This is a genomic window from Streptomyces sp. NPDC017676, from assembly GCF_044329325.1.
Lineage (GTDB): Bacteria > Actinomycetota > Actinomycetes > Streptomycetales > Streptomycetaceae > Streptomyces.
Genome location: NZ_JBIRJA010000004.1, coordinates 275,290 through 301,571 on the forward strand (window position 1 = coordinate 275,290; position 26,282 = coordinate 301,571).

Consider the following 26,282-nt stretch of genomic DNA (forward strand, 5'->3'; position numbering starts at 1 on the left):
CTGGTGCGGAACCTCCGCACGGCACGCCGTCGACGTGTCCACCGGCACCAGGCCCAGCTGCCCGAACAGGCCCAGACGCCCCGTCAGTCCCCTCGGCCGGTGAACATGTTCACCAACCCCTGCGGCGCGTCCGTGCGGAACAGCAGGGACTGGCTGTGGGCGGAGTCGGCCGCGGAGGCCTCGGCGCGGGGGAACATCCGGGACTCGTAGGCGGCCAGCGCGGCCTCCGTGTCCCCGGGGTGGGCGGCCAGGGCGAGGCCCAGGTCGGCGCCGTCGATCAGGGCCAGGTTGGCGCCCTCGCCGGCGAACGGCGACATCAGGTGGGCCGCGTCGCCGAGCAGGGTCACCCCGGGCACCCGCTCCCAGCGGTGCCCGGCCGGCAGGGCGTGGATGCGGCGGGGCACCAGCGCGCCGTCCGCGTCCCCGACCAGCGCCCGCAGGCTCTCGTCCCAGCCGTCGAACTCCTTCAGCACGGCCGCCTTCGCCGCCGCGGTGTCGGTGAAGTCGATGCCGTCCAGCCAGTCCTCCGGCGCCACCACGGCGGCGTACACGTGCAGGCTGCCGTCGGTCTCGCGGTGGGCGAGGAAGCCGCGGCCGGGCCCGAGCGCGAAGAGCATGCCGCCGCCGACCACCTCCGCGCTCACGGGGTGCCGCGCATCCGCCTCCCACAGGTCCGCCTCCACGAACGACACACCGGTGTACGCCGGCCGGGCCGCGGAGACCAGCGGGCGCACGCGCGACCAGGCGCCGTCCGCGCCGACCAGCACGTCGGTGGTGAACTCGGTGCCGTCCGCGAGCGTCACCCGGTGCCGGCCGCCGTCCAGCGGGCGCGCGCCGGTGACCTTGGCACCCCAGCGGACCGTGCCGGCGGGCAGGGAGCCGAGCAGCAGGTCGCGCAGGTCGCCCCGGTCTATCTCGGGCCGGCCGCCGGTGCCGTCGTCGGGCTCCGCCAGCCGGACGGCCCCGTCCTGGTCGAGGACCCGCAGGGCCTGGCCGCCGGAGTGCACCCGGGTCAGGAACTCCTCGTGCAGACCGGCGGCCCGCAGCGCCTCCTGACCCGTGTCGTCGTGGATGTCGAGCATGCCGCCCTGGATCCGGGCGTCCGCCGACGCGTCCAGGTCGAACAGCGCGGCCTCGATGCCGTGGACGTGCAGTACGCGCGCGAGCGTGAGCCCGCCGAGACCCGCGCCGACGACGGCGACGGGGTGGTGGGGGAGGTGGGGGAGGGAACCGGTGGTCACGTGGCCTCCTGGCCTTCGGCCGGTGCGTCGGTCGGTACGGGGGTCGGTACGGCGGTCCGCTCGATGCCGTTGATCAGCGTCTGGAAGGCCCACGACAGACGGGCCTCGGGCGTGCCGGACAGCAGCGCGTCGGCCCCGGCCGCGATGTGCGGATGGGTGGCCGCGGGCGCCTCGCGCAGGGCCCGGGCCGCCGCCTGCCAGTCGTCTTGGGGCTCCTCCCCGGCGTGCTCGGCGGCGGTCGCCGTGGCGTGCTGGAGCAGCAGGTCCACGCCCCAGGCCGCCTGGGCGAGGGGCACCCCGCCCGCATGGAGCAGCTCCAGCAGGGTCTCGACCAGGCGCAGGTAGTGCGGGCCGCTCGGCCGGGCGGTCAGCGCCGAACGAGCCAGGGTCGGGTGCTCCAGGAGCATCGCGGTGTAGTCGGTGAGCACCCGCTCCAGCCGTTCCCGCCAGCCGCCCCCGGCCGGAGCCGGGCCGACCGTGCCGAGCAGTTCGTCCAGGACGGCCGCGTGCAGTTCGTCGGTGTTGCGGACGTACACGTAGAGCGAGGCGGGGCCCGTGTCGAGTTCCTGCGCGAGCCGTCGCATCGTCACCTTGCGGAGTCCTTCCGCCCGCAGGATCGCGACGGCGGCGGCGATGATGCCCTCCCGGGTCAGGGCGGGCTTGGCGGGACGCTCCCGGCGGGAGCGGGGGGCAGCGTTCATGCCCCTCACGGTAACGAACATGTTCGTTACGAACAAGTTCGGCGCGAACATGTTCGGCGCGCAGTGCAAGGGTGGTGTCCTCTTTGTCAAACGATGAACCACCTTGCCCCGCCCGCCCCCGGCCCCCGCCCCCTCTGCCAAGATGCGGTCTGTCATGGTGCAGATACCGAACACGCCCACGAGTGCCGATGTGGCCCGCCTGGCCGGCGTCTCGCGCGCGACCGTCTCCTACGTCCTCAACAACACCAGCGCCGTACGGATCAGCGAAGCGACCCGCCGGCGCGTGCACGAGGCCGCCCGGGAACTGGGGTACGTCCCCCACGCCGCCGCCCGCAGCCTGCGCGCCGGACACAGCCGTACCGTCCTCATGCCCGCCCCGGCGGTCCCGGTGGGCCCCCTGTACAGCCGGTTCCTGAACGAACTCCAGTGGGCGCTGGGCCGTCTCGACTACACCGTCGTCCAGTACGGCAGCGTCGGTCTGGAGGGCGACGAGGCCGCCCGCGCCTGGGCGGAGCTGCGGCCGGTCGCCGTCCTGGTGCCCGGTGCCGGTCTCGGCCCGCAGGGCGTCGCCGTCCTCAAGCGGTCCGGCGCCCGGGCCGTGGTCACCCTCGGTCCCCGCCGCGTCGAGGGAGCGCACGCCCTGCTGATGGACCACGACGCCGTCGGCCGCTGCGCGGGCGCCCACCTGTACGCCCGGGGCCGGCGCCGGATCGGTGTCGTCCTGCCCGGGGAGCCGGGACTGGAGACCTACTCACGGCCCCGGCTCGCCGGCGTGCGCGAGGCGCTGCGGGGCACCGACGCCACCGTGACCGAGCTGCCCCTCGACTACACCGAGGAGGCCGCCGCCGCACTGGCCGCCCGCTGGACCGGATGCGGCCTGGACGCGGTGTTCGCGTACAACGACGAGTACGCGATGCTGCTCATGCGCGCCCTCCAGGACGAGGGCGTACGCATCCCCGAGGACGTCTCCGTGATCGGCGCCGACGACCTGATGCTGGGCCGGCTGCTGCGGCCCCGGCTGAGCACGGTCCACATCGAACTGCCCTCCGGGCAGGACCTCGCCGGACTGGTCGACCGTGCCGTGCGCGACCCCGGCGGCGAGCCCGAGGTGCACACCGTGCTGGGGGCCTCGGTGATCCCGCGCGAGTCCAGCTGAGCCGGCCCCGTACGCCGTGTCACCGCGGCCCCGCACGCGTTACTGCTGCGCCTGCCCCGGCTGCTCCTGCCCCTCCGCGGCCTGACCCTGCTGGGCGGCGATGTCCTTGCGGACCTCGTCCATGTCGAGCTTGCGGGCCTGCCCGATGAGGTCGGCGAGCATGGGCGCGGGCAGGGCGCCCGGCTGGGCGTAGACCGCGACCTGGTCGCGCACGATCATCAGCGTGGGGATCGACTGGATGTCGAACGCGGCGGCGAGCTCCGGCTGCGCCTCGGTGTCCACCTTGGCGAAGACCAGGTCGGGGTTCTCCTCGGCGGCCTTCTCGTAGACGGGCGCGAACGACCGGCAGGGCCCGCACCAGGACGCCCAGAAGTCGATGAGAACGAACTCGTTCTCGGTGACCGTCTGGTCGAAGTTCTCCTTGGTCAGCTCCACAGTGCTGCTCATGGCGTGATTCCCTCTTCCTGGTGTGGGGTGTGCCGACGGCGGAAACACGGCCGCCGGGCCGCCTATTCCACCCGTGCACGCCCGTGTTCCGCGCGCGTACCCGTGTGGCCACGGCGCACACCACCCACCAGACTGACTCCATGACGGAAACGGAATCCATCGCTTACGACGTCGTGGTGATCGGGGGCGGGCCGGTGGGGGAGAACGTCGCCGACCGCACCCGCGCGGCCGGCCTCACCACGGCCCTCGTGGAGAGCGAACTGCTCGGCGGCGAATGCTCGTACTGGGCGTGCATGCCCAGCAAGGCCCTGCTCAGGCCGGTCATCGCACAGGCCGACGCCCGCCGCCTGCCCGGCCTCGCCCAGGCGGTCCAGGGCCCGCTCGACGCCCCGGCCGTCCTGGCCCGCCGGAACTACTTCGCCGCCGACTGGAAGGACGACGGCCAGGTCGGCTGGCTGGAGGGCACCGGCGCCGTCCTGTACCGGGGCCAGGGCCGGCTGGCCGGGCCCCGCACGGTCACGGTCACCGGCCCCGACGGCACGGTCACCACCCTCACCGCACGGCACGCCGTCGCCGTGTCCACCGGCACCAAGGCCCAGCTGCCCGACCTGCCCGGACTCGCCGAGGTCAAGCCCTGGACCAGCCGTGAGGCCACCAGCGCCCAGGCGGTCCCGGGCCGGCTGATCGTCGTCGGCGGCGGTGTCGTCGCCACCGAGATGGCCACCGCCTGGCAGGCCCTCGGCTCCCGCGTCACCATGCTGGTGCGCGGCAAGGGCCTGCTCAACCGCATGGAGCCGTTCGCCGGGGAACTGGTCGCCGAGGCCCTCACCGAGGCGGGCGTCGACCTGCGCACCGGCACCTCCGTGGAGTCCGTCAGCCGCGAGAACGGCACGGTCGTGGCCGTCACCTCCGCCGGTGACCGGATCGAGGGCGACGAGATCCTCTTCGCCACCGGCCGCGTCCCGCACACCGGCGACATCGGCCTGGAGACCGTCGGCCTGGAACCCGGCTCCTGGCTGGACGTCGACGACAGCCTGCGCGTGACCGGCACCGACTGGCTGTACGCGGTCGGCGACGTCAACCACCGCGCCCTCCTCACCCACCAGGGCAAGTACCAGGCCCGCATCGCCGGGGCCGCCATCGCCGCCCGCGCCACCGGCAGCACGGTCACGGAGGAGCCCTGGGGCGCCCACACCGCCACCGCCGACCACCACGCCGTACCCCAGGTCGTCTTCACCGACCCGGAGGCCGCCGCGGTCGGGCTCTCCCTCGCCGAGGCGGAACAGGCCGGCCACCGCGTCCGCGCCGTCGACGTGGAGTTCTCCGCCGTCGCGGGCGCCGGTCTGTACGGCGACGGCTACAAGGGCCGTGCCCGGATGGTCGTGGACCTGGAGGACGAGATCCTGCGCGGGGTCACCTTCGTCGGCCCCGGCGTCGGCGAACTCATCCACTCGGCCACCGTCGCGGTCGCGGGACACGTCCCGGTCAGCCGGCTGTGGCACGTCGTCCCGTCGTACCCGACGCTGAGCGAGGTGTGGCTGCGGCTGCTGGAGGCCTACCGGGACAACTGAGCGGCAGCCTACGGCAGTTCAAAGCCCAGGGCCTCGGCCGCCGCCTCCGGCGTCGGCTGGGCCCACAGGGCCGCCACCGCCTCGTTGGTGGACAGCGAGCGCGGCTCCGCGCGGTCCAGGTAGAGCGTGCCGTCGAGGTGGTCCGTCTCGTGCTGCACGATCCGGGCCGGCCAGCCGGTGAAGACCTCGTCCAGCGCGTGGCCCCGCTCGTCCGTGCCGCGCAGCCGCACCCGGGTGTGCCGGGCCACCACCGCCTGCCAGCCCGGCACGCTCAGACAGCCCTCGAAGAAGGCGGCCCTGGCGGTGCCGACGGGCTCGTACGACGGGTTGACCAGGACCCGGAAGGGCTGCGGCACCCGGCCCCGGGCGACCGCCACCTCCTCCGGTACCGGCGCCGGGTCCTCGATGACCGCGATCCGCAGCGGCACACCGACCTGCGGGGCGGCGAGGCCCACACCGGGCGCCGCGTGCATGGTGACGCGCAGGGCCTCGACGAACCGGGCGAGCAGCGCGGGGCCGAGCTGGCCGTCGTACGGCTCGGTGCCGCGCCGCAGCACCGGCTGTCCGGCCGCGACGATGGGCAAGGGGCCGCCGGCGGCGAGGAGTTCCTCGACCCGCTCGGCGAGCGGTGCGTGATCACGGGGAGGTGCCATCGCGTCAGGATGCCACGCCCGCCCGCCGCCCCCTGTGGCACAGGTCACCAACACCCCGGGGAACTCAGCCCTTTCGCGGTCCGACTACTGGACCGCCCTCGCTTTTCGCACCGAGCCCCGGAGAAGCCCGCCGATGACCACCGCTCCCCCGGCCACCCCGGCCGAGGCCTCCCGCCCCGCCACCCGCGGCCGCTGGGCGCCCCTGCGCCCCCTCGTGCTGCGCCTGCACTTCTACGCCGGCGTGCTCGTCGCCCCCTTCCTGCTGATCGCCGCCGTCACCGGCCTGCTGTACGCGGGCTCCTTCCAGGCGGAGAAGCTCGTGTACGGCCACGAGCTGACCGTTCCGGCCGGCGAGCGCGAGCTGCCCGTCTCCGCCCAGGTGGCCGCCGCCCGCAAGGCCCACCCGGAGGGCACCGTCGCGGCCGTCCGCCCCGCGCCCGAGCCCGGCGCCACGACCCGGGTGCTGCTCACCGGGGTCGAGGGCGTCGACCAGGAGCACACCCTCGCCGTGTTCGTGGACCCGTACACCGGCACGGTCCGCGGCGCCCTCGAACAGTACGGTGCGACGGGCGCGCTGCCCCTGCGCACCTGGATCGACGAGCTGCACCGCGATCTGCACCTGGGCGAGACCGGCCGGCTCTACAGCGAGCTGGCCGCCAGCTGGCTGTGGGTGATCGCGGGCGGCGGTCTGGTGCTGTGGTTCTCCCGGCGCCGTGCCCTGCGCAGGGTGCGCGGCACCAGCGGCCGGCGCCGCACCCTCGGCCTGCACGGCACCGTCGGCGTCTGGACCGCCGCCGGGTTCCTGTTCCTGTCCGCGACCGGCCTGACCTGGTCGGCGTACGCCGGCGCGAACATCGACGAGCTGCGCACCTCGCTCGGCCAGGCCACCCCGTCCGTCTCGACGGCCGCGGCCGGCGGCGACCACGCGGGCCACGGCCGGGCGGCCTCCGCCGGCGGCACGGCCGAGCCCGGCGTGGGCCTGGACCGGGTCCTCGCCGCGGCCCGCGCGAAGGGGCTCGGCGACCCGGTGGAGATCGTGCCGCCCGCGGACGCCGACAGCGCCTACGTGGTCCGGCAGATCCAGCGGAGCTGGCCCGAGAAGCAGGACTCCGTCGCCGTCGACCCCGCCACCGGACAGGTCACCGACGAACTCCGGTTCGCCGACCACCCGCTGCTCGCCAAGCTCACCCGCTGGGGCATCGACCTGCACACCGGCGTCCTCTTCGGGCTCGTCAACCAGATCGCCCTCGCGCTGCTCGTGCTCGCCCTGGTCCTGCTCGTCGTCTGGGGCTACCGCATGTGGTGGCAGCGCGGCCGGGGCACCGCATTCGGCCGGCCGATCCCGCGCGGCGCCTGGGCGGAGGTGCCGCCGTACCTGCTCGTGCCGGCGCTCGCGGCCGTCGCCGTACTCGGCTGGTTCGTGCCGCTGCTCGGTGTCCCGCTGGCCTGTTTCCTCGCCGTCGACATCCTCCTCGGCGAGATCGCGCACCGGCGCGGGCGCCGCGCCCACGGGAGTGTCAGTGGCGTGAAGTAGCGTGGAACGGCGAGTGAGCGAGCGGCGCGAGACGGGGGAGGAACCACGGATGACGAGGGAAGGCGGCCGGGCCCGGAGGCGCGGGCAGGGGGAGCTGGAGGGCCAGGTCCTCGGCGCGCTGCGCGAGGCGGACGGACCGGTCACGGCCGCCTGGGTGCAGCAGCGCCTCGGCGGCGACCTCGCCTACACCACCGTCGTCACCATCCTGACCCGGCTGCTCGCCAAGGACGTCGTCTCCCGCGAACGGCACGGACGGTCCTTCCTGTGGACGCCGACGGCGGACGTGGCCCGGCTGGCCGCGCTGCGCATGCGCCGCCTGCTGGACGGCGAGCGGGACCGTGAGGCGGTCCTCGCCAGCTTCGTCACCGCCCTGCCGCCCGGCGACGAACAGGTGCTGCGGGCCCTGCTCGACATTCCCGGCCCGGACGCCGGCGGCACGGAGGACTGACCGCTCATGGGGGTCTTCGTCTTCCTGCCGCTGGTGCTGCCGCTGTCCGCGTGGCCGGTCGCCCGGCTCGCCGAGACCAGGCTGCACCCGCGCACCGCGACCCGGCTGCTGACCGCGGTCGCCGTCGTCATGGCCGGGTGCAGCACGCTGTGCCTGGCCCTGCTGATGGTGGTCGGCACCGCCCAACTGCCCGGCAATCCGCTGCCGGACGGCTGGTCCGATCCCGAGGTGCGGGCCGCCGTCCCGCACGACGAGGTGGCCGGCCGGGCCGCCATCCCCGCACTCGCGGTGGTCGCCGCCGCCTGTGCCCGCACCCTGTGGCGGCACCACCGGGTCACCCGCCGCGCCCACCGCGCGCTCGCCGGGGTGCCGGGGCCGACGGTCGCGGTCCTGCCGGACAGCACACCGTACGCGTACGCCCTCCCCGGGAGCCGCAGCCGGGGACGGGGCCGGATCGCCGTCAGTACGGCCCTGCTGGCCGGGCTGGCGCCCGCCGAGCGGCGCGCCCTCCTCGCCCACGAGCGCGCCCATCTGACCGCCCGTCACCACCGCCACCTGCTCGCCGCGCACCTGGCGGCCCGAGCCAACCCGTTCCTGAGACCCCTGCGTACGGCCGTCGTCTACACGGCCGAGCGCTGGGCGGACGAGGAGGCGGCCCGCGCGGTCGGCGACCGGCGCACGGTCGCCCGCGCCATCGGCAAGGCGGCCCTGCTGTCCCCGCGCACACCGGTGCCGACCGTGGCCGCGCTGGCGGCGACCGGTCCCGTGCCGCGCCGGGTGGCGGCGCTGCTGGCCCCCGCTCCCGCGGCCCGGACCTGGCCGTCGGCGTTCACCTCGGTCGGCCTGGCCGCCTGGGGCGCCGCCGCCGGGGCGCTGGTGTCGGCGATGTCATCGGCGAACTCCGCTGTCACCCTGTTCCTGATCCTGCACGCGGCGACACCGCTGTGACGAGGAAGGCGCTGGGGCGGCTGCGCCCGGATCGCGCGGGCTGATGTCACTTTCCGCGGGCACCCCGGGACCGTTCGAGAGCCCGAGGGAAACCCCCGGGCTGCCACCTCTCGGGTGACAGGTGGCCCTACCGCTGCCGCAGGCCGGCCAGCTCCGCGTCGGCCCGCTCGGTGAGCAGGGCGAGCACACGGCCGGCCACCGCCCGGTCCTCCTCGGGAATGCCCGCGTACAGCCGGGCGGAGACCGTCGCGGCCTCGGCGGAGCTGGTGGTGTACACCGTGCGCCCCGCGTCCGTGAGCCGCAGGGCCGACGGCCCCTCGGGGGTGAGCAGCCCGGCGGCCGTCAGGTCTTCGATCGCGCGCCCGGCGTCGCTCTCGTCGACCTTCACCGTGCCGACGACGCCGTCCACCAGGGCGGCCCGCTCGACCGGCCCGTCCGCGAGGGACGCGAGGCGCAGCGCGACGGAATGGAGGAAGGAGATGCCGTGGGGGGCGAGGACGCGCTCCAGGACGGCGCGCAGGGCGTAGTGGGCGAGGCCGATGACCCGGCTGTCGACGCGGGGTGCGGTGGTGGTCATGACTGCTCCGTCTCGTGATCGGTGGTGCCGAACGGGTCAAGCGGTGCGTCGAGCAGGGCCGTCAGTTCCCGGGTGAACGTCTGGGCGCGCGGACTGTCGGGTCCGCCGAGGGGCGCCAGCAGTTGGCGAAGCAGTCCCTGGACGACGTCGATCGCCTTCCGGGTGGTCTCGCGGCCCCGCTCGGTGAGCGCGAGCTGGACCGCCCGTGGGTCGGCCGGGTCCCGGGTACGTGCGAGGAGACCGGCCGCTTCCAGGCCCCGGGCGAGTTTGGAGACGTACAGGGCCTCCAGGCCGGTGTGGTCGGCGAGTCGGCGCTGGCTGGGACGCAGTCCGGAGCGCTGCATGCCGTACAGCGACGCCACCAGGGAGTACTGCGCGTGGGTCAGTCCGAGCGGAGCCACCGCCCGGTCCACCGCGACCCGCCACTTCATCGACAGCCGCCACAGCAGGAAACCGGGCGTTGCTCCTTCGGACACCTTGCTCATGGCCCATACAGTACATGGCTACTATGTACATGGCTACTAAAATTTCGGTCCCTGGCCCGCTCCCATCCCCTGGCCATGTCGACCGGCATGGCTACCGCTCGCCTACCGCATGCCCTACCGCGCAGGGCGCGCCACGCCCCCCGCGACCGCGCCGCGTGCGGGGCGCCAGGTGGCGACCAGGGCCGCCGCCAGCAGGAGCTCGGCGATGTCGCCGCCGTAGTACATGAGCTCGGCAGCGCCCTGGACCTGGGTGACGGGAGCGTCGACGGCCACCCGGAAACCGGCGTACATCAGTTGCGCGACGCTCGCGTGCACGGCGATGGCGCAGCCCAGGCAGACCAGCCGGGCCCGGACACCGGGGCGGGCCGGGGCGGGGTCGGGCCCGGCGACGGCGTGCGCGAACAGGCAGCCCGCCAGCAGGAAGTGCGCGTGCAGCAGCCAGTGTCCGGCCGGGCGGGCCGTGACGGCGTCGTGGAGCGGGGTGAAGTACAGCGGCGCGAGGCTGCCGGTGGACAGCAGCAGACCGGTCACCGGGTGGGCGAGCAGGCGGGCCGGGCCGCTGTGCAGGAACGCGGTGAGGCGGCGGGCGTGGGGTGCGGGCAGGGCGCGCAGCGCCAGGGTCGCCGGGGCGCCGAGCACCAGGGCGAGCGGCGCGTACATGCCGATGAGCAGGTGCTGGGCCATGTGGCCGCGGAAGTCACGGTGGGCGAAGGCGGCGAGGGGAGGCAGCAGTGCCGCCGCCAGCAGGAGGAGGCCCGCGCAGAAACCGGCCGTGCGCCAGGGGTTCCAGCCCCGCACGGGGTTCCGGCGGCGCACCCGGCGCGCCAGCAGCAGATAGCCGCACGCGCACGCCAGCAGGGCCAGGGCCGGGAGCAGGACCCCCAGCGCGCCGCCGCCCTCCGTGTGATGCGGGTGCGTGTGCATGTGCGGGGTGCTGTCGCCCATCAGACGGCGTGTCCCGGCCGTGCGGCGCGGGGCGTGGCCGGATCGAAGGGCCGGGCGCCGCGCCGCAGGAGCATGCCCCCCGCCAGCAGCAGCGCGCCGAGCACGAGGAAGCCGATGTCCCACCACACCTGGTGAGGGCCGCCGCGGACGTGGTGGATGCCCAGGACGTGATGGTCGAGGACGCCCTCCACGAGGTTGAACAGACCCCAGCCGGACAGCACCCAGCCCCAGAGCACCCGTGAGGCCCACACCTGGCGCCGGCCGGCGGTCACCCGGGCGTACAGGACGGCGAGACCGCCCAGGACGGCGAGCCAGCAGACGGTGTGGAAGACGCCGTCCCACACGGTGTTCATCTCCAGCCCGGAGACGGTGTGCGGGTCGTAGTACCTCACCCCGATGTGGTCGTGGTCGGTACTGGTGAGCATGTGGTGCCACTGGAGGAGCTGGTGCAGCAGGATCCCGTCGACGAATCCGCCGAGCCCCACTCCCAGCAGCAGGCCGGGCAGCCGGAGACTGGGTGGCGCCGTCTGGGCTCCGGCCTCGCGCACGGTGGTCGTCATCGCTCCTCGTCTCGGTCGGTTCCTCGGTCGGTCCCCCGGTCGAGCGGGTACGGCAGCGGCTGCCCTACGAGAGCTACCAGCTCCCCGGCTCCACCGCTGCGGCACACTCGGCCATCTGTGCGCGGGCGGGCGCTACGGCGACGGAACCGGCCGGCCGGAACAGGTCCGCTCATGCCGTCCGCCCGCCGGGGGTACCCGCCCGGCACGGGAGGAACCCGGCACGCCCGCGAGGGCGCGGGTGCCTGCGACGGCTCGGACGGAAGGGCGACGGACCCATGCCCGGTACCACGGACCCACCCACCGACGACACGGTCGACCTGCACTTCCTCGGCAACGCGACCGTTCTGCTGCGCTACGGGCCGCTGACCCTGCTCACGGACCCGAACTTCCTGCACCTCGGCCAGTACGCCTACCTCGGCAAGGGCCTGCTGAGCCGGCGCCTGACCGAGCCCGCCCTGGAACCGGAGGACCTGCCCCGCCTCGACGGGATCGTGCTGTCCCATCTGCACGGCGACCACTGGGACCGCCGGTCCCGACGCCACCTGGACCCCTCGGTCCCGGTGCTGAGCACCCCGCACGCCGCGCGCCGCCTGAAGGTGCTGCACGGACGCGAGCGGGTGGCCGGACTGCGCACCTGGCGGGGGTTCACCCTCCGGCAGGGCCCGGTCCAGGCCACGGTCACGGCGTTGCCCGGACGCCACGCCGGACATCCGGTGCTGCGGGGACTGCTGCCCCCGGTGATGGGCAGCATGATCGAGCTCGGCCCGGCGGGCGGCCCGCCGCGGCTCCGGCTGTACGTGTCCGGCGACACCCTGCCGTACGACGGCCTCGACGAGATCACCCGCCGCTTCCCGGCCGCCGACCTGGCCGTCCTGCACCTGGGCGGCACCACGCTCCCCGGCGGCTTCGTGGTCACCATGGACGGCCGGCAGGGTGCGGAACTGGCCCGGAGCCTCGGCCCCCGCGCCGTCCTGCCCGTGCACTACGAGGAGTACACGGTGATGCGCTCGCCCCTGTCCGCCTTCCTGGCCGAGGCCGGCCGGCTCGGCCTCGGCGACCGGATCGTGCACTGCCCGCGCGGGCGCCACGCCCGGCTCGCGGCCGAGCCGGGGGCGGCGCCCGTCGTGAGCTGACCGGCGTTCCGGGGCGCCAGACGTTCCCGAGCGCCAGGCGCTGCGGAGCCTCAGGGGCGCGGGCTCAGCGGGTCACCTCGTCACCTCATGACGCGCGTCCGGGACGCAGTGCGTCATGGTGAGGCCCTCGACGTCCCGCGGCGGGTTCTTGCCGAGGTTCGCCAGCCGCTCCTTGTCCTCCTCGGTGAGGTCCTGGCTGGCCAGCGGCTCCAGGTCCGCGACGTCCTCCGGGCGGATGCCGAGGCCCTCGCCGACCCGCAGCCCCAGGTCGTTCTCCACCAGCAGGAAGTGCCACACCATCCGCTCCTGGACGGACCGGTCGCACCGGGAGAGCTGACCCACCAGGTTGCGCACCAGGTCGTCGCGCTCCCACTGCTCCATGAGCAGGTACCGCTGGCCCGCCTGGAGGTAGTCGTTGGTACGGGGGATGCGCTTGCGGGTGAGCCGGCCCCGGACCTCGGGCCCCTGCTCGTCGTGGGCCGGGTACTCCGCCTCGCGCAGGCCGCCCCGGATCGACGGCTCGTAGTTGACGCTCGGATTCTCCCCGCCGCCGTCGACGTGGTACGTCATCAGCCCGTCGCGCTGGTTGGTGCGCACCCTGGCGTTCTTCGCCTGGTTGACCGGCAGCTGGAGGTAGTTCGGGCCGACCCGGTAGCGCTGGGTGTCGCTGTAGGAGAAGGTCCGGCCGACGAGCATCTTGTCGTCGGAGAAGTCCAGGCCGTCGACGAGCACACCGGTGCCGAAGGAGATCTGCTCGTTCTCCGCGAAGAAGTTCTCCGGCATCCGGTCCAGCACCATCCGGCCCACCGGCTTCGGCGGGAAGTCCTGCTCCGGCCAGGTCTTGGTGTCGTCCAGCGGATCGAAGTCGAGTTCGGGGTGCTCGTGGTCCTCCATGACCTGCACGAGCAGCTCCCACTCGGGGTACTCGCCCCGCTCGACGGCCTCGTACAGGTCCTTGGTGGCGTGACCGAGGGAGCCGGACTGGACGTTGGCGGCGTCCTCCTCGGTCATCGAGCGCACGCCCTGCTTGGGCATCCAGTGGTACTTGACGAGCACGGTGTTGCCCTCGGCGTTCACCCACTTGTAGGTGTTCACGCCGAAACCCTGCATGTGGCGGTAGTCGGCGGGGACACCACGCGGGCTGAACAGGTTGACCAGCATGTGCATGGCCTCGGGCGTCTGCGACATGAAGTCGAAGATCCGGTTCGGCTTCTGCTCGAAGTCCACCGGGTCCGGCTTCAGGGCGTGGATGACGTCCGGGAACTTGATGGCGTCCCGGATGAAGAAGACGCCCAGGTTGTTGCCGACGAGGTCCCAGTTGCCGTCCTCCGTGTAGAACTTGACGGCGAAGCCGCGCGGGTCGCGCGCCGCCTCCGAGGAGTCACGGCCGCCGATGACGGTGGAGAAGCGGACGGCTACGTCGGTGCGCTTGCCGCGCTCCTGGAACAGCTTCGCGCGCGTGTAGCGGCCGATCGGCTCGTCGCCCCAGGCGCCGTACGCCTCGAAGAAGCCGTACGCCGTCACCCCGCGGGCGTGCACCACCCGTTCGGGGATGCGTTCCCGGTCGAAGTGGCTGATCTTCTCCAGGAACTGGTAGTTCTCCAGCGTCGCGGGCCCACGGGCGCCGACGGTGCGCTGGTTCTGGTTGTCATAGACGGGGTGGCCCTGTCGATCGGTCAGGAACCTCCGGTCGTCTCCGGAGGCGGGACCGGTACCTGCTACGTCTGTCATGTCGAGGGCTCCTAGAAACGGGAGAGGCGGTACGACAAGCGTCGCCACGACCACCGGGCGAGTACCCGAAGGCGCGCGGCCATGCCCGTCCCGAACCCCCGTACGGCTCCGGGCGCGGCGGCCGGGCGAACGCGCTCACTGGCCGCCGTATAGGGCAAAAGGCTGAAAAACCATAACTTGCACGTTTGAGGCGGCGTTTGCTCCGGTGCGGGTGAGTGCCCGCGACCGTGTCTGGAAGGGCAGGGAACCCATGAAACGGGCTACCCGAAACAGTGTGATCGCCATCGCCGCCGCGTCCGGCGCGATGGCAGTGGCGGGACCGGTGCAGGCCGACTCCGCCGCGGACGGTTCCGCGGGCGGCTCGCCCGGGCTGATCTCGGGCAACGGCATCCAGTTGCCCGTGCACCTCCCGGTGAACGTCTGCGGGAACACCGTGAACGTGGTGGGGTTGCTCAACCCCGCGGTGGGCAACACGTGCGCCAACAAGGGCGGCGGCAGCAGCGAGGGGAAGACGCAGCCCGCGGCGACGAGCGGGGCGACGGCCCACAGCCGCACGCAGGACTCGCCGGGCGTGGTCTCCGGCAACGGCGTCCAGTTGCCGGTCGATCTGCCCGTCAACGTCAGCGGCAACAGCGTGAACGTGGTCGGCGTCGGCAACCCCGTCTTCGGCAACACGTCCGTCAACGCCCCGGACCACCCCGACGAGCCCGAACGGACCACCCCGCCCAAGCCGCCCACCCGGGTCACTCCGCCGCCGGTGCGTTCCGAGCCCCCGCGGCCGCAGGAACCCCCCGCCACCCACCCGGCGCCGAAGCCGACCCCGCCCGTCGTACGGCACGAGCCGCCCGGCACCCTGGCGCACACCGGAACGGACACCGCCTGGGCGGCGGCCGCCGCGAGCCTGGCCTCAGTGATGGGCGGAACGCTCCTGTACCGCCGCTTCCGCCCGACGAAGCCCGGCCGGGAGGCCTGAGCGCGGACGCCGCGAGGCACCCTGGCCGGGTCGCTCCCGGCCAGGCACGCCCGACGGCCACCCGGCCGGGCGGTCCGTCACGGCCGGGCCGGCCCGGGAGGGCTGGGCGGGCACGCGCTGGCCGGCGGCCGTCGGCCGGCGGTGAACGGCCGCCGGGCGGTCGCGCACTGCCCGGGCCCCCCGCGAACGTGGCCGCTTGGGTACTCCCCGGGCCCCTGCGAACGTGGCCGCCTCGCCCCCGACGGCCGACGCCCCCCCCGCAGGCCGGTTCACCACCCGGTGAGCAGCAAGTGGTTGAGCAGCAGCGCGAGCGTCGCCTGGGCGGTGAGCCAGCCGCGTGGGCGGGGCAGGAGCGCGCAGGCCGGGAGCAGCCACATCGCGAAGGGCAGCCAGATGCGTTCCGTCTCCGCCTTGCTCATGCCGGACACGTCGGCGGCCAGGAGGGCCAGCAGCGCCGCCGCCACGAGGAGGGCCAGCCGGACCTGTGCCCGGGGGGCCGTGCGACGGCGGGCGAGGGACACGCCCGTCCGCCGCAGCCCCGCCGCCGTGGCCACGCCGGTGACCAGCACCGTGCAGGCCAGGTTGGCCCACACCCAGTAGCCGTAGGGGCGGATGCCGCCGACACCCTGGTAGTAGCGCGTCACCAGCAGCCGGTACCCCTCCCACCAGTCGAACCCGGCGAGCGTGAACGCCGTCGGGACGACCGCCGCCCCGGCCAGGAAGAGGACGATCGGAAGCGGTCGCGGCCGGCGCCGTCCCGCCACCAGCGCCGCGGCCCCGATCAGCGCGAAGAGCGTCAGGCCGTACGAGAGGTAGCAGGTCAGGCCGTACAGCAGGCCGCTGCCCGCCGCCCAGGCCACGGACCGTCCGGTGACCGCCAGGGCCAGCAGGGCCACCGACCACGCGGCGACCGCCGCGAAGTACCCGTCGGCCGACGCACCCACCCACACGGCGGCCGGGGCGAGGACGAGGAACGGCGCCGCCCGCCGGGCCAGGCGCTCGTCGGCCAGCGCCCGCACGGCCACCAGCACCGCCACGCAGGCGGTCGCTCCGACGGTGACGCACCAGGCACCGGCCCAGCCGCCGCCGCGCAGCCCGGCCCGGTCCAGGAGGACGAAGGTGACGGTGGCACCTGGGGGATGCCCGGCGATGTGCGCGGGCCAGGGAGCGGGGGAGCCGCTCACGATGTGGTGGGTGAAGTCGCGCAGCGCGGCAGGGAGGTCGTGGAAGCGTCCGATGACCGTCAGGTACTCGTTGCGGGTGGTGAGCCGCCCGGCCACACCGCGCTGCCAGCCGTCGACCAGCGCCAGCGACCAGGTCCACGCCAGCGCCGCGGCCCAGGCCGCGAGGAGCAGCCCGCGCCACGGCAGCCGCGCGGCGATGGCGGGCCCGTACGCCACCACGACGACCGCCACCAGCACGGCGGCCGGGGTGCCCGGGCCCAGATGCGGGTCCCACTCGGCGAGCAGCGGCGGCCAGTGCACGAACAGGGTGCGCCGGGTGCCCTGGATGTGCCGGCCGACCAGCACGGCGACGAGGACGAGCAGGGCGGCGGCCGACGCGGCACGGAGATCGGCGCCCAGGCCGGCGTACCGGTCACGTGGGGGAGGCTGGGTCACACCGGAACGCTAGGGCGGCGATCGGGGGAACGAGAGGACCGGCGGCCCGACGTCAGCGTTTCGTCATGGGTCGCGCCCACGGTCAGGGATGGTTCCGGCCTACCGTCGGAGCATGCGAGACGACGACCCACGGCTCCCCTCCTCGCCCGGTTTCTGGCGCAGCCCGCTGCGCGGCCCGTGGTTCACCTCGGTGCTCGGCATCGTGCTGCTGGTGGGCATCACGGTGCTGTTCGTGACGGGCCTGGTGTCCTACGCCGCCTACAACCCGGACCTCGCACGGGTGAACGACCAGACGCCGGACAAGGGAATCCTCGGCTTCTACCTCTTCGCCTGGCCGACGAACCCGTACTGGCTGTACCGGCTCACCCAGGGGCTGCACGTCACCCTCGGCATCACCCTGATCCCGGTCCTGCTGGCCAAACTCTGGTCGGTCGTGCCGAGGCTGTTCGCCCTGCCCCCGGCCCGCTCGCTCGCCCACGCCCTGGAGCGGATCTCCCTGCTCCTCCTCGTCGGCGGCGGACTGTTCGAGTTCACCACCGGCGTCCTCAACGTCCAGCTCGACTACGTCTTCCCCGGCTCCTTCTACCCGCTGCACTTCTACGGCGCCTGGGTGTTCTTCGCCGCGTTCGTGGCCCACGCGGCGCTGAAACTGCCGACCGCCGTACGAAGCCTGCGCCGGCGGCGCGAGGAGCGGGGGGAGCCGGTGTCCCGTGCGCCGGAGCCGGGGGAACTGGTGTCACCCCGCCCGCTGCCGCCGACCGTCTCCCGGCGCGGGGCGCTGTGGTTCGTCGGGGGCGCCTCGCTGCTGCTCCTGGTCACCACGGCGGGCCAGAGCATCGGGGGCGTGCTGCGTCGCACCGCCCTCCTCGCCCCGCACGGCGGAGCCGACCCCGGCCGCGGGCCGAACGGCTTCCAGATCAACAAGACGGCCGCCTACGCCGGGATCGACGCGGCGGAGACCGGCGAGGAGGCCTGGCGGCTCGTCGTCACCGGCCGCACCGGAACGGTCCGCCTCAGCCGCGCCCAGCTGCTCCGCATGCCGCTGCACAGCTCGGCGCTGCCCATCGCCTGCGTCGAGGGCTGGTCCACGGAGGACCAGTGGTGGCGCGGGGTGCGGCTGCGCGACCTCGCCGCGCTCGTCGGGTACGACGGCGATCCGCCGGACCTGTTCGTGGAGTCGCTCCAGCGGCGCGGGGCCTTCCGCCGGGCGGCCCTGCGCGCCAACCAGGTGGCCGACCCGCGCTCCCTGCTCGCCCTGTACGTCAACGGCGAGGAACTGTCCCCCGACCACGGCCGTCCGGCGCGGATCATCGTGCCGGCGGCGCCCGGTGTGCTCAACACCAAGTGGGTGGCCCGGCTGACCTTCGGAGAACTGTGATGCGCCCGCGCCCGACCCTCGGCAGCCCCTTCCAGATCCTGCTGCTCGCCTGCTCCTTCGCGCTCGCCGGCTATGCCGGCGTACGGCTGTTCGCGGGAGACTGGCAGGGGGTGGCGCTGTGGCTGGTGGGCGCGGCCCTGCTGCACGATCTCGTGCTGCTGCCGTTGTACGCGGTGGCGGACCGGGCCGTCGTCCGCGCTCTCGGCACCGCCGGGCTGCGGGAGCGGACCCTGTACGTCCGGGTCCCGGCCGCCCTGTCCGGACTGCTGCTGCTCGTGTGGTTCCCGCTGATCACCGGCATGGTGGACCGGCCCTACCGGTCCGCCACCGGCCTGTCCGCGGACGGCTTCCTCGCCCGCTGGCTGCTGATCAGCGCGGCGCTGTTCGCCGGCTCGGCGCTGCTGCTGGCGCTGCGGGAGCTGCGGCTGCGCAGGGCGACGAAGCGGCGCCGGCCGGTCGTCCACTGACCGGCGGTCCGCCAGCCCGCCCGGCCCGCGTACCGCAGCAGGGCCGGGGTGCCGAGCCGCGCCCACGGAAAGGCGCCATGGCCGCCCGTCTCCACGCCGGTGCCGTCGACGAGCTGCACCTCGTACCGTTCGTCGACGTCCACCGCGGCCGTCTCGGCGATCAGCAGACCACCGGGCCGCAGCAGCCGGGCCACCCGGTCCAGCAGGGCGCGCGGATCGCCCCCGATGCCGACGTTGCCGTCCATCAGCAGCACGGTGCCCCAGCGCCCCTCGCCGGGCAGCGGCTCGAACACCGAGCGCCGCAGCGCCTGGCCGCCGAGCCGTACGGTGTGCTCGACGGCGGCCTCGCTGACGTCGATGCCGAGGACGGTACGGCCCCGGGCGGCGAGTTCCGCCACCAGCCGCCCCGGTCCGCAGCCGACATCGAGCACGGCACCCTCGCACCGGTCGAGCACCGCCCGGTCGGCCCGGTCCGCCTGCGCGCACCAGCGCTCGACCTCCAGCGGCAGCAGCCAGCCGTCCGTCCGGCGCAGGAACAGCGGGCCACGCCCGGTGCGCAGGGCGACGGCGTAGGGGCCGGCCCCGGCCCAGGGGACGACCGGCGGGGTGCTGGGCCCTGTCGTCAGACTCCCGTCTGCCGCGCGACGCCGTGCACGCTCCCCCACTGCCTGAAGGGCGTGGGAGGTGCCCGCGCTCGCCGCACCGGGCCCCGCCCCGAGTACACCCAGGGCGCGGGCCAGGGCCCGGCACGGCGAGAGCAGCGCCCGGTCCCCGCGCCGGGTGCTCATGGCTCCTCCCGAGCCTGGCACCGGCTGCTCATCGCCCCGCGCCGGGGCCGGCGGGGTGCCCGGTGCACCGGGCCAGCCGGGCGGCGAACCGGCCGTGCGGCGCCCGGGCGGCGACCGCCACCGCGTCGGCGGCCGTGTCCACGTCCCGCAGCCGGGGCAGCTCGCGCACCCGCAGCCCGGCGGCCAGCAGCCGCCGCCGCTGGACGGCACCCGTCCACGGCGTCGACATGGGCACGCCCCGCAGCAGAGCCGGGTCGGGCTCGGCCAGCCCCAGCGCCCAGAAGCCGCCGTCCTCCGCCGGCCCGAAGCAGGCGTCGTACCCCGCGAAGTCCACGGTGAGCAGCTCCGGGGTCACCTGCGGGGTGTCCATGCCGATGAGCAGGGCGGGACCGGCGCACCGCGCGAACGCGTCGGCCAGCCGCAGGTCCAGCCCGCCCGCGCACTGCGGTACGACGTCGAAGCCGGGCGGCAGCCAGGGGCCGGGGCTCCCGTCCAGCACCAGGACGCGCCGGTCGGCGGGGGTCGCCGCGACGGCGTGCAGGGTGTCGGCGAGCGAAGCCTCGGCGAGCTCAGCCGCCTCGGCCGGGGTGAACGGCGGGGTGAGCCGCGTCTTGACGCGCCCCGGCAGCGGTTCCTTCGCGATCACGAGCAGCGTGGTCACGGTGCGGTCCTCCCGTCGGCCGGCGGCTCGGCCAGCACGCGGCTCATGTCCCGCACCGCCTGCCAGGTACCGCGCCAGGTGCCCGTGACCTTGGAGGCGCCGGTGCGGGGGAGGTACGGCACGTCGTGCTCGGCGATCCGCCAGCCCGCGTCGGCCGCGCGCACCACCATCTGGAGCGGGTAGCCGCTGCGCCGGTCGCTGAGACCGAGCGCCAGCAGCGGCTCCCGGCGGGCGGCCCGCAGGGGGCCGAGGTCGTGCAGCCGTAGCCCGGTACGGCGGCGCAGCAGCCGGGCGAGCGCGAAGTTGCCGGCCCGGGCGTGCGCGGGCCAGGCACCCCGGGTCCGCGCCCGCCGCCGGCCCAGGACCAGGTCGGCCCGGCCGTCGAGGACGTCCCGGACGAAGGGCACGAGGTGTCCGGGGTCGAGGGAGGCGTCGCAGTCGCAGAAGCAGACGACGTCGGCGGTGGCGGCGGTCAGCCCGGCGTGGCAGGCGGCGCCGAAACCGCGCCGCGGCTCCTGCACGACGGTCGCGCCGAGGGCGCGGGCGATGTCCGCGGAGCCGTCGGTGGAGCCGTTGTCCACCACGAGGGCGCGCCAGCCCGCCGGGATGCGGGCGAGCACCCAGGGCAGGGCCTCAGCCTCGTCCAGACAGGGCAGCACCACGTCCACGCTCGCCGCCGATGAGGGGGATGAGGGGGTCACGCCGTTCACCCTACGAACGGGAACCCGACATATCGGGCCGGCGCTGCTTACGAAACGCGGACGTCCGGGCCGGGAGCGGGCCAGGGGTGGGACACTCGTCGTGGCCCGGTGCGAGGCTGGAGGCATGCAGCAGCCGCACGTGCCCGCCGGGCGCCCAGCCATGGACGGGGCCGCACCCGACACCGCCGCACCGGCTCCCCGGTCCGTCCCCGGTGCCGCCCGGGTCCTGGTCGTGGACGACGACGCGACCGTCGCCGAGATCGTCGCCGGGTACCTCGGCCGCGCCGGATACGTGGTCGACCGCGCCGCCGACGGCCCCACCGCCCTCAGCCGAGCCGCCGCCCACTGGCCGGACCTGGTGGTGCTGGACCTGATGCTGCCCGGCATGGACGGCCTTGAGGTCTGCCGGCGGCTGCGCGCGCGGGCCCCCGTCCCCGTCGTCATGCTCACCGCCCGCGGTGACGAGGACGACCGCATCACGGGTCTGGAGGTCGGCGCCGACGACTACGTGACCAAGCCGTTCAGCCCCCGTGAACTGGTCCTGCGGGTGCAGTCGGTGCTGCGCCGCGCACTGCCCGGCACGGGCACCGGCCCGCTGACCGCGGCCGGCGTCACCATCGACCCGGCCGCCCGCCGCGCCACCAAGAACGGCACCGAACTCGCCCTCACCCTGCGGGAGTTCGACCTCCTCGCCTTCTTCCTGCGGCACCCGGGGAGGGCCTACGGCAGGGAGGAGCTGATGCGCGAGGTGTGGGGCTGGGACTTCGGCGACCTGTCCACCGTGACGGTCCACATCCGCCGGCTGCGCGGCAAGGTCGAGGACGACCCCGCCCGGCCGCGCCTGATCCAGACCGTGTGGGGCGTCGGCTACCGCTTCGAGCCGAGCGGCGCGGAAGAGGAGGACTGACGTGCGCGACATCGTCGTCATCGCCCTGCTCGCCTTCGCCGGGGCCGCCGTCACCGGCCTGGCCGGGGCCACCGCGCTCCGGCTGCTGCGGCGCCGCTCGCTCACCGTGTCCCTCGCCGTGATCGCGGCGGTCGGCGTGGGCGGTGTGCTGGCCGGCACCCTCGCCGTCGCCTGGGCGATGTTCCTGTCCGCCCACGACCTGACCGTGGTGACGACGGTCGTCGCCATGGCGGCCGTGGTCTCCCTGGCGACCGCCCTCGTACTGGGCCGCTGGGTCGTCGCCCGCAGTCACGAACTCGCCATGGCGGCACGCTCGTTCGGCGAGGCCGGCGACTTCGCCGCCCCCGAGGGCCCGGCCACCGCCGAACTGGCCGAACTGAGCCGTGAACTGGCCGCCACCAGTGCGAGACTCGCCGAGTCCCGGGAACGGGAACGCCTGCTGGAGACCTCACGCCGGGAACTCGTCGCCTGGATCTCCCACGACCTGCGCACCCCGCTCGCCGGTCTGCGCGCCATGTCGGAGGCCCTGGAGGACGGCGTCGCCGACGACCCCGGCCGCTATCTGAAACAGATCCGCACCGAGGTCGAGCGCCTCAACGACATGGTCGGCGACCTCTTCGAACTCTCCCGCATCCACGCCGGCACGCTCCCGCTGAGCCCGTCCCGGATCTCGCTCTACGACCTCGTCGGCGACGCCCTCGCGGGAGCCGACCCGCTCGCCCGCGCCCACGGCGTACGGCTGGTCGGCGACCGGGTGGAGCCGGTCCCGGTCGAGGTCGACGCCAAGGAGATGAGCCGCGTCCTGGGCAACCTGCTGGTCAACGCCATCCGCCGGACGCCCGCCGACGGCACCGTCGCGGTAGCCGCCGAGCGCTCACCCGACGGCGTGGTGCTCTCCGTGACGGACGGCTGCGGCGGCATCCCGGAGGAGGACCTGCCCCGCGTGTTCGACACCGGCTGGCGCGGCACCCACGCCCGCACCCCGCCCGCCGGCGCGGGTCTGGGCCTCGCCATCGTGCGCGGGATCGTGGAGGCCCACCAGGGCCGGGCCACCGTACACAACATCCCCGGCGGCTGCCGCTTCGAGGTCACGCTCCCGCCGGCCCCCTGAGGAGACGTCCCCGCCCCGGTCATCCCGAGGCCGCGAACTCCCGCATGCCCTCCTGGAAGCCGACCTCCGGCTTCCAGCCCAGTTCGGCCCGCAGCCGTGAGGAGTCCGCGGTGATGTGCCGTACGTCGCCCAGCCGGTACTCCCCGGTGACGACCGGCACGGGACCGCCGTGGGCGTCGGCCAGCGCGCGGGCCATCTCCCCGACGGTGTGCGGCTCCCCGCTGCCGGTGTTGTACGCGGTCAGCGCGCCCTGCGCGGACCCCGCCTCCAGCGCCACGACGTTGGCCGCGGCCACGTCCCGGACATGCACGAAGTCCCGGCGCTGCCGCCCGTCCTCGAAGACGCGGGGTGCCTCACCCCGGGCGAGCGCGGACCGGAAGAAGGAGGCGACGCCGGCGTAGGGGGTGTCGCGGGGCATCCGGGGCCCGTACACGTTGTGGTAGCGCAGCGACACGGCGGACCCGCCGGTCGACCGGGCCCAGGCGGCGGCCAGGTGCTCCTGCGCCAGCTTGGTCGTGGCGTACACGTTGCGCGGGTCGGCCGGCGCGTCCTCGCCGACCAGGCCGGGGGCCGGTGCCGCGCCGCACACCGGGCACCTCGGCTCGAACCGCCCCGCGTCCAGATCGGCGACGTCCCGCGGGCCCGGCCGTACGACCCCGTCGCGCGGGCACACGTACCGTCCCTCGCCGTACACCACCATGGACCCGGCCAGCACGAGGCGCCGCACCCCCGCCCCGGCCATGGCCGAGAGGAGGACGGCGGTGCCCAGGTCGTTGCGGGAGACGTACTCCGCCGCGTCCCCGAACCCCTTCCCGAGCCCGACCATCGCGGCCTGGTGGCAGACGGCGTCCACACCGGCCACGGCCCGCGCGACCGCCTCGGCGTCACGCACGTCGGCGGCCGGATCCGTACGCACGTCGAACACGACCGGCTCGTGCCCGCGCGCCGTCAGCGCCTCGACCACATGAGACCCGATGAACCCGGCGCCGCCGGTGACCAGTACCCGCATGCCCCCACGCTAGGCCCGCCGCCGCACCGGGCCGCCGAGGCCGCGCCCGCACGTCACGACTCCGTAAGACGGCGCGGCGCCGGGGGAGGCGGTTCAGCGGCGCGAGGTGGTCTCGCGGCCCGTGCGCGACAGCTTCCCGGGGCCCGGCGCTGGTCTTCCGGCTCGACGGCGGGACCGACACCGTGATCACGGCGCACCCGGGCGACGGCCGCGTCACCGGCCGCTACGCCGGAGTGCTCTCGGCAGCGCCCTGACGCGGCGCGTCCGCCGGGAACCCGCGTCACCCCCGCTGCGCGGCGATCAGCGCCCTGTACCAGTGGTAGCTGTCCTTCGGAGTGCGGCGCTGGGTGTCGTAGTCGACCCGGACGATCCCGAAGCGCTTGTCGTAGCCGAAGGCCCACTCGAAGTTGTCCAGCAGCGACCAGACGTAGTAGCCGCGGACGTCGACGCCGGCGTCCATCGCGGCGCGCAGCGCGGTGAGGTGGTCGCGCAGGTAGGCCACCCGGTCGGTGTCGTGCACCGCGCCGTCGGCGGAGAGCGCGTCGTCCTCCGCCGAACCGTTCTCCGTGATGTGGAGGGGCGGCAGCGCGTCCCCGTACCGCTCCTTGAGCTGGACCAGCAGGTCGGTGAAGGAGCCGGGGACCACCGGCCAGTCCATCGCCGTGTGCCGCACGTCCGGAAACCTGACCTCCGTGTAGCGGTTGTCCGTGGCCACCCGCCGGGCCGGGTCGGGCTCGCGGTGCGGGGCGTCGGCGACCACGATGGGCCGGTAGTAGTTGACGCCGAGGAAGTCCAGCGGCCGGGAGATCAGTTCCAGGTCGCCGTCCCGCCGGAAGTCCGCGCCGGTGATCAGCTCGCCCCAGGTCTCCTCCTCGGTGGCCGGGTAGCGGCCCGCGAGGATCGGCTCGGTCCACAGCAGGTTGTGCTGGGTGTCGGCGCGGACCACGGCCGCGCGGTCGGCGGGGGAGTCGCCGGCCGGCAGGTTGCGGTCGAGGTTGAGCGTGATGCCGATCTCGCGCGCCCCGGCCGCCCGCAGCGCGTCGACGGCCAGGCCGTGGCCGACGAGCAGGTGGTGCGCGGCGGCCAGCGCGCCCCGGCCCTCCCGCGCGCCGGGCGCGTGCCGGCCCACGGAGTAGCCGAGGAAGGCGCTGCACCACGGCTCGTTGAGGGTGATCCAGCGCGGCACCCGGTCGCCCAGGTGCTCGGCGACGACAGCCGTGTACTCGGCGAACCGCTCCGCCGTCTCCCGCACCCGCCAGCCGCCCCGGTCCTCCAGGGCCTGCGGCAGGTCCCAGTGGTAGAGGGTGGCGGCCGGCTCGATGCCGGCCGCGAGCAGTTCGTCGACGAGCCGGGAGTAGAAGTCCAGCCCCTTCGGGTTCACCGGGCCGGATCCGTCGGGCACGATCCGCGGCCAGGCGATGGAGAAGCGGTACGAGTCCACGCCCAGGTCGCGCAGCAGCGCCACGTCCTCCCGGTAGCGGTGGTAGTGGTCGCAGGCCACGTCTCCGGTGTCGCCGTTCGCCGTCCGGCCCGGCGTGTGGCTGTAGGTGTCCCAGATCGACGGCCCGCGGCCGTCCTCCCGCGCCGCGCCCTCGATCTGGTACGAGGCCGTCGCGGCACCGAAGACGAAGCCGGGCGGGAAGCCGGGGAAGTCGGTGGCGTCGGGGAAGTCAGTCATGAAGGCCGTTTCCAGGGGTGGGGTGGGGCGGGTCACTTGACGGAACCGCCGGTGATGCCGGCGGCGATGTACTTCTGGGCGAGCACGAGCAGGATCGCGGCGGGCACGGCGGACAGCACGGACGCGGCCATCACCGAGCCCCAGTCACCGACGTGCGCGCCGATGTACTGGTAGATGCCCAGCGTGACCGGCTTGACGTCGTCGGTGGTGTTCAGCGTGAGGGCGAACATGAAGTCGCTCCACGAGAAGAGGAAGGCGAACAGGCCCGACGTGATCAGGGAGTTGCGGCTCATCGGCAGCACCACCCGCAGGAACGTCCGCACCGGCCCGGCGCCGTCCATCTGCGCCGCCTCGATCACCTCACCCGGGATCGACACCATGAAGGACCGCATCAGCACGATCGAGAACGGGATGCCGAGCGAGGCGTCCGCCAGCATCAGGCCGACGTAGGAGTTGACCAGGCCGAGGTCGACGTACGAGTTGTAGAGCGCGTTGGCGATGACGATGCCCGGCACCATCTGGGTGATCAGCGTGCCGAACACGATCGTCCGCGAGCCGCGCAGGCCGAACCGGGCCAGCCCGTAGGCCGCCGGGGCGGACACCGCCAGGCAGATGACGACCGCGCCGAGCGAGACCACCAGTGAGGTCAGCAGGTGACCGCCCTGGTCGTCCAGGGCCTTGGAGAAGCCGGACAGGTCCAGGCTGCCGGGCACCGGGTCGACCTGGAGCAGACCCGAGGCGGGCTGGAGGGCGGTGTTGAGCATCCAGTACAGCGGGAACAGCATCACGCACAGGATGAGCACACCGGCGAGGGTCGAACCCCAGCGGCGCCCGGATGTCGTGGGCGTACGAGCGGCCAT

Annotated in this window: 26 protein-coding genes; 10 read left to right on the forward strand and 16 right to left on the reverse strand. The window is 74.5% G+C overall.

The features are described 5' to 3' along the window. Positions 1–83 precede the first annotated feature (83 nt). Positions 84–1,241 (reverse strand): FAD-dependent oxidoreductase, encoded by a 1,158-nt coding sequence (locus ACH4LD_RS11325; RefSeq protein WP_398053962.1) that lies wholly within the window; start codon positions 1,239–1,241, stop codon positions 84–86. Continuing rightward, positions 1,238–1,942, reverse strand: coding sequence for a TetR/AcrR family transcriptional regulator (locus tag ACH4LD_RS11330; RefSeq protein WP_398053963.1), 705 nt, complete (start codon positions 1,940–1,942; stop codon positions 1,238–1,240). The genes ACH4LD_RS11325 and ACH4LD_RS11330 overlap by 4 nt, the downstream gene beginning before the upstream one ends. A 154-nt stretch (positions 1,943–2,096) precedes the next feature. Here ACH4LD_RS11330 and ACH4LD_RS11335 point away from each other — a divergent pair, with 154 nt between their 5' ends. Then, on the forward strand, positions 2,097–3,098 hold the full coding sequence (locus tag ACH4LD_RS11335; RefSeq protein WP_398053964.1) for a LacI family DNA-binding transcriptional regulator: 1,002 nt from the start codon (positions 2,097–2,099) through the stop codon (positions 3,096–3,098). Between the two features lie 39 nt (positions 3,099–3,137). On the opposite strand, the gene trxA is transcribed toward ACH4LD_RS11335, so the two are convergent. Further along, entirely contained in the window at positions 3,138–3,545 is a 408-nt protein-coding gene (gene trxA / locus ACH4LD_RS11340) for a thioredoxin (protein WP_103813742.1), read from the reverse strand. 140 nt (positions 3,546–3,685) lie between these two features. Between trxA and ACH4LD_RS11345 the strand changes: the two genes are divergently transcribed. Further along, positions 3,686–5,116: a dihydrolipoyl dehydrogenase family protein gene (locus tag ACH4LD_RS11345; RefSeq protein WP_398053965.1), complete on the forward strand. Its 1,431-nt coding sequence runs from the start codon at positions 3,686–3,688 to the stop codon at positions 5,114–5,116. Positions 5,117–5,124: 8 nt separating this feature from the next. On the opposite strand, the gene ACH4LD_RS11350 is transcribed toward ACH4LD_RS11345, so the two are convergent. Beyond that, complete coding sequence (locus ACH4LD_RS11350; RefSeq protein WP_132785577.1) at positions 5,125–5,769, reverse strand: peptide deformylase; 645 nt, start codon at positions 5,767–5,769, stop codon at positions 5,125–5,127. A gap of 133 nt (positions 5,770–5,902) precedes the next feature. On the opposite strand from ACH4LD_RS11350, the gene ACH4LD_RS11355 reads away from it, so the two are divergent. The 3 genes from ACH4LD_RS11355 to ACH4LD_RS11365 are packed head-to-tail and all read left to right on the forward strand — an operon-like array spanning position 5,903 to position 8,699. Beyond that, complete coding sequence (locus tag ACH4LD_RS11355) at positions 5,903–7,303, forward strand: PepSY-associated TM helix domain-containing protein (protein ID WP_398053966.1); 1,401 nt, start codon at positions 5,903–5,905, stop codon at positions 7,301–7,303. Between the two features lie 49 nt (positions 7,304–7,352). Next, a complete protein-coding gene (locus ACH4LD_RS11360) occupies positions 7,353–7,751 on the forward strand; it encodes a BlaI/MecI/CopY family transcriptional regulator (protein WP_365707261.1) in 399 nt (132 codons plus the stop codon). A 6-nt stretch (positions 7,752–7,757) separates the two neighbouring features. After that, positions 7,758–8,699 (forward strand): M56 family metallopeptidase, encoded by a 942-nt coding sequence (locus tag ACH4LD_RS11365; RefSeq protein ID WP_398053967.1) that lies wholly within the window; start codon positions 7,758–7,760, stop codon positions 8,697–8,699. A 127-nt stretch (positions 8,700–8,826) separates the two neighbouring features. On the opposite strand, the gene ACH4LD_RS11370 is transcribed toward ACH4LD_RS11365, so the two are convergent. From ACH4LD_RS11370 to ACH4LD_RS11385, 4 genes are all read right to left on the reverse strand, one after another. Further along, positions 8,827–9,276 (reverse strand): MarR family transcriptional regulator, encoded by a 450-nt coding sequence (locus ACH4LD_RS11370; protein ID WP_398053968.1) that lies wholly within the window; start codon positions 9,274–9,276, stop codon positions 8,827–8,829. Continuing rightward, a complete protein-coding gene (locus ACH4LD_RS11375) occupies positions 9,273–9,761 on the reverse strand; it encodes a MarR family winged helix-turn-helix transcriptional regulator (protein ID WP_398053969.1) in 489 nt (162 codons plus the stop codon). Before ACH4LD_RS11375 ends, ACH4LD_RS11370 begins: the two co-directional genes overlap by 4 nt. 114 nt (positions 9,762–9,875) lie before the next feature. Next, a complete protein-coding gene (locus tag ACH4LD_RS11380; RefSeq protein WP_398053970.1) occupies positions 9,876–10,706 on the reverse strand; it encodes a cytochrome c oxidase assembly protein in 831 nt (276 codons plus the stop codon). Next, positions 10,706–11,266, reverse strand: a complete 561-nt coding sequence (locus ACH4LD_RS11385) for a DUF2243 domain-containing protein (RefSeq protein ID WP_398053971.1) — start codon at positions 11,264–11,266, stop codon at positions 10,706–10,708. The genes ACH4LD_RS11380 and ACH4LD_RS11385 overlap by 1 nt, the downstream gene beginning before the upstream one ends. Positions 11,267–11,541: 275 nt before the next feature. Here ACH4LD_RS11385 and ACH4LD_RS11390 point away from each other — a divergent pair, with 275 nt between their 5' ends. Next, entirely contained in the window at positions 11,542–12,399 is an 858-nt protein-coding gene (locus ACH4LD_RS11390; RefSeq protein ID WP_398053972.1) for an MBL fold metallo-hydrolase, read from the forward strand. Between the two features lie 72 nt (positions 12,400–12,471). Here the strand turns inward: ACH4LD_RS11390 and ACH4LD_RS11395 are convergent, their stop codons facing one another. Further along, positions 12,472–14,130, reverse strand: a complete 1,659-nt coding sequence (locus tag ACH4LD_RS11395; protein ID WP_398053973.1) for a catalase — start codon at positions 14,128–14,130, stop codon at positions 12,472–12,474. Positions 14,131–14,404: 274 nt separating this feature from the next. On the opposite strand from ACH4LD_RS11395, the gene ACH4LD_RS11400 reads away from it, so the two are divergent. Further along, positions 14,405–15,103: a chaplin gene (locus tag ACH4LD_RS11400; protein WP_398053974.1), complete on the forward strand. Its 699-nt coding sequence runs from the start codon at positions 14,405–14,407 to the stop codon at positions 15,101–15,103. A 269-nt stretch (positions 15,104–15,372) separates the two neighbouring features. Here the strand turns inward: ACH4LD_RS11400 and ACH4LD_RS11405 are convergent, their stop codons facing one another. After that, positions 15,373–16,722, reverse strand: a complete 1,350-nt coding sequence (locus ACH4LD_RS11405) for a hypothetical protein (protein ID WP_398053975.1) — start codon at positions 16,720–16,722, stop codon at positions 15,373–15,375. Between the two features lie 112 nt (positions 16,723–16,834). On the opposite strand from ACH4LD_RS11405, the gene ACH4LD_RS11410 reads away from it, so the two are divergent. Then, a complete protein-coding gene (locus tag ACH4LD_RS11410; RefSeq protein WP_398053976.1) occupies positions 16,835–18,100 on the forward strand; it encodes a molybdopterin-dependent oxidoreductase in 1,266 nt (421 codons plus the stop codon). A 313-nt stretch (positions 18,101–18,413) separates the two neighbouring features. On the opposite strand, the gene ACH4LD_RS11415 is transcribed toward ACH4LD_RS11410, so the two are convergent. Genes ACH4LD_RS11415 through ACH4LD_RS11425 form a run of 3 tightly spaced genes read right to left on the reverse strand, consistent with a single transcriptional unit; the run spans position 18,414 to position 20,717 of the window. Beyond that, positions 18,414–19,355 carry a class I SAM-dependent methyltransferase gene (locus ACH4LD_RS11415; RefSeq protein WP_398053977.1) on the reverse strand — a complete coding sequence of 314 codons (942 nt, stop codon included), beginning with the start codon at positions 19,353–19,355 and terminating at the stop codon, positions 18,414–18,416. 28 nt (positions 19,356–19,383) lie between these two features. Beyond that, the gene (locus tag ACH4LD_RS11420; protein WP_398053978.1) at positions 19,384–20,016 is read right to left on the reverse strand and encodes a DUF2064 domain-containing protein; all 633 of its coding nucleotides are present in this window, start codon (positions 20,014–20,016) and stop codon (positions 19,384–19,386) included. Continuing rightward, complete coding sequence (locus ACH4LD_RS11425) at positions 20,013–20,717, reverse strand: glycosyltransferase family 2 protein (RefSeq protein WP_398053979.1); 705 nt, start codon at positions 20,715–20,717, stop codon at positions 20,013–20,015. Before ACH4LD_RS11425 ends, ACH4LD_RS11420 begins: the two co-directional genes overlap by 4 nt. Positions 20,718–20,841: 124 nt before the next feature. Here ACH4LD_RS11425 and ACH4LD_RS11430 point away from each other — a divergent pair, with 124 nt between their 5' ends. After that, positions 20,842–21,624 (forward strand): response regulator transcription factor, encoded by a 783-nt coding sequence (locus tag ACH4LD_RS11430; protein ID WP_398053980.1) that lies wholly within the window; start codon positions 20,842–20,844, stop codon positions 21,622–21,624. A 1-nt stretch (position 21,625) separates the two neighbouring features. After that, complete coding sequence (locus ACH4LD_RS11435) at positions 21,626–22,735, forward strand: sensor histidine kinase (protein WP_398053981.1); 1,110 nt, start codon at positions 21,626–21,628, stop codon at positions 22,733–22,735. Between the two features lie 19 nt (positions 22,736–22,754). Here ACH4LD_RS11435 and ACH4LD_RS11440 read toward each other — a convergent pair whose 3' ends face one another. The 3 genes from ACH4LD_RS11440 to ACH4LD_RS11450 form a co-directional block, all read right to left on the reverse strand. Next, positions 22,755–23,744 carry an NAD-dependent epimerase/dehydratase family protein gene (locus tag ACH4LD_RS11440; RefSeq protein ID WP_398053982.1) on the reverse strand — a complete coding sequence of 330 codons (990 nt, stop codon included), beginning with the start codon at positions 23,742–23,744 and terminating at the stop codon, positions 22,755–22,757. 280 nt (positions 23,745–24,024) lie between these two features. Then, positions 24,025–25,422, reverse strand: coding sequence for a GH1 family beta-glucosidase (locus tag ACH4LD_RS11445; RefSeq protein ID WP_398053983.1), 1,398 nt, complete (start codon positions 25,420–25,422; stop codon positions 24,025–24,027). A gap of 32 nt (positions 25,423–25,454) precedes the next feature. Further along, positions 25,455–26,282 carry a carbohydrate ABC transporter permease gene (locus ACH4LD_RS11450; protein ID WP_398053984.1) on the reverse strand — a complete coding sequence of 276 codons (828 nt, stop codon included), beginning with the start codon at positions 26,280–26,282 and terminating at the stop codon, positions 25,455–25,457.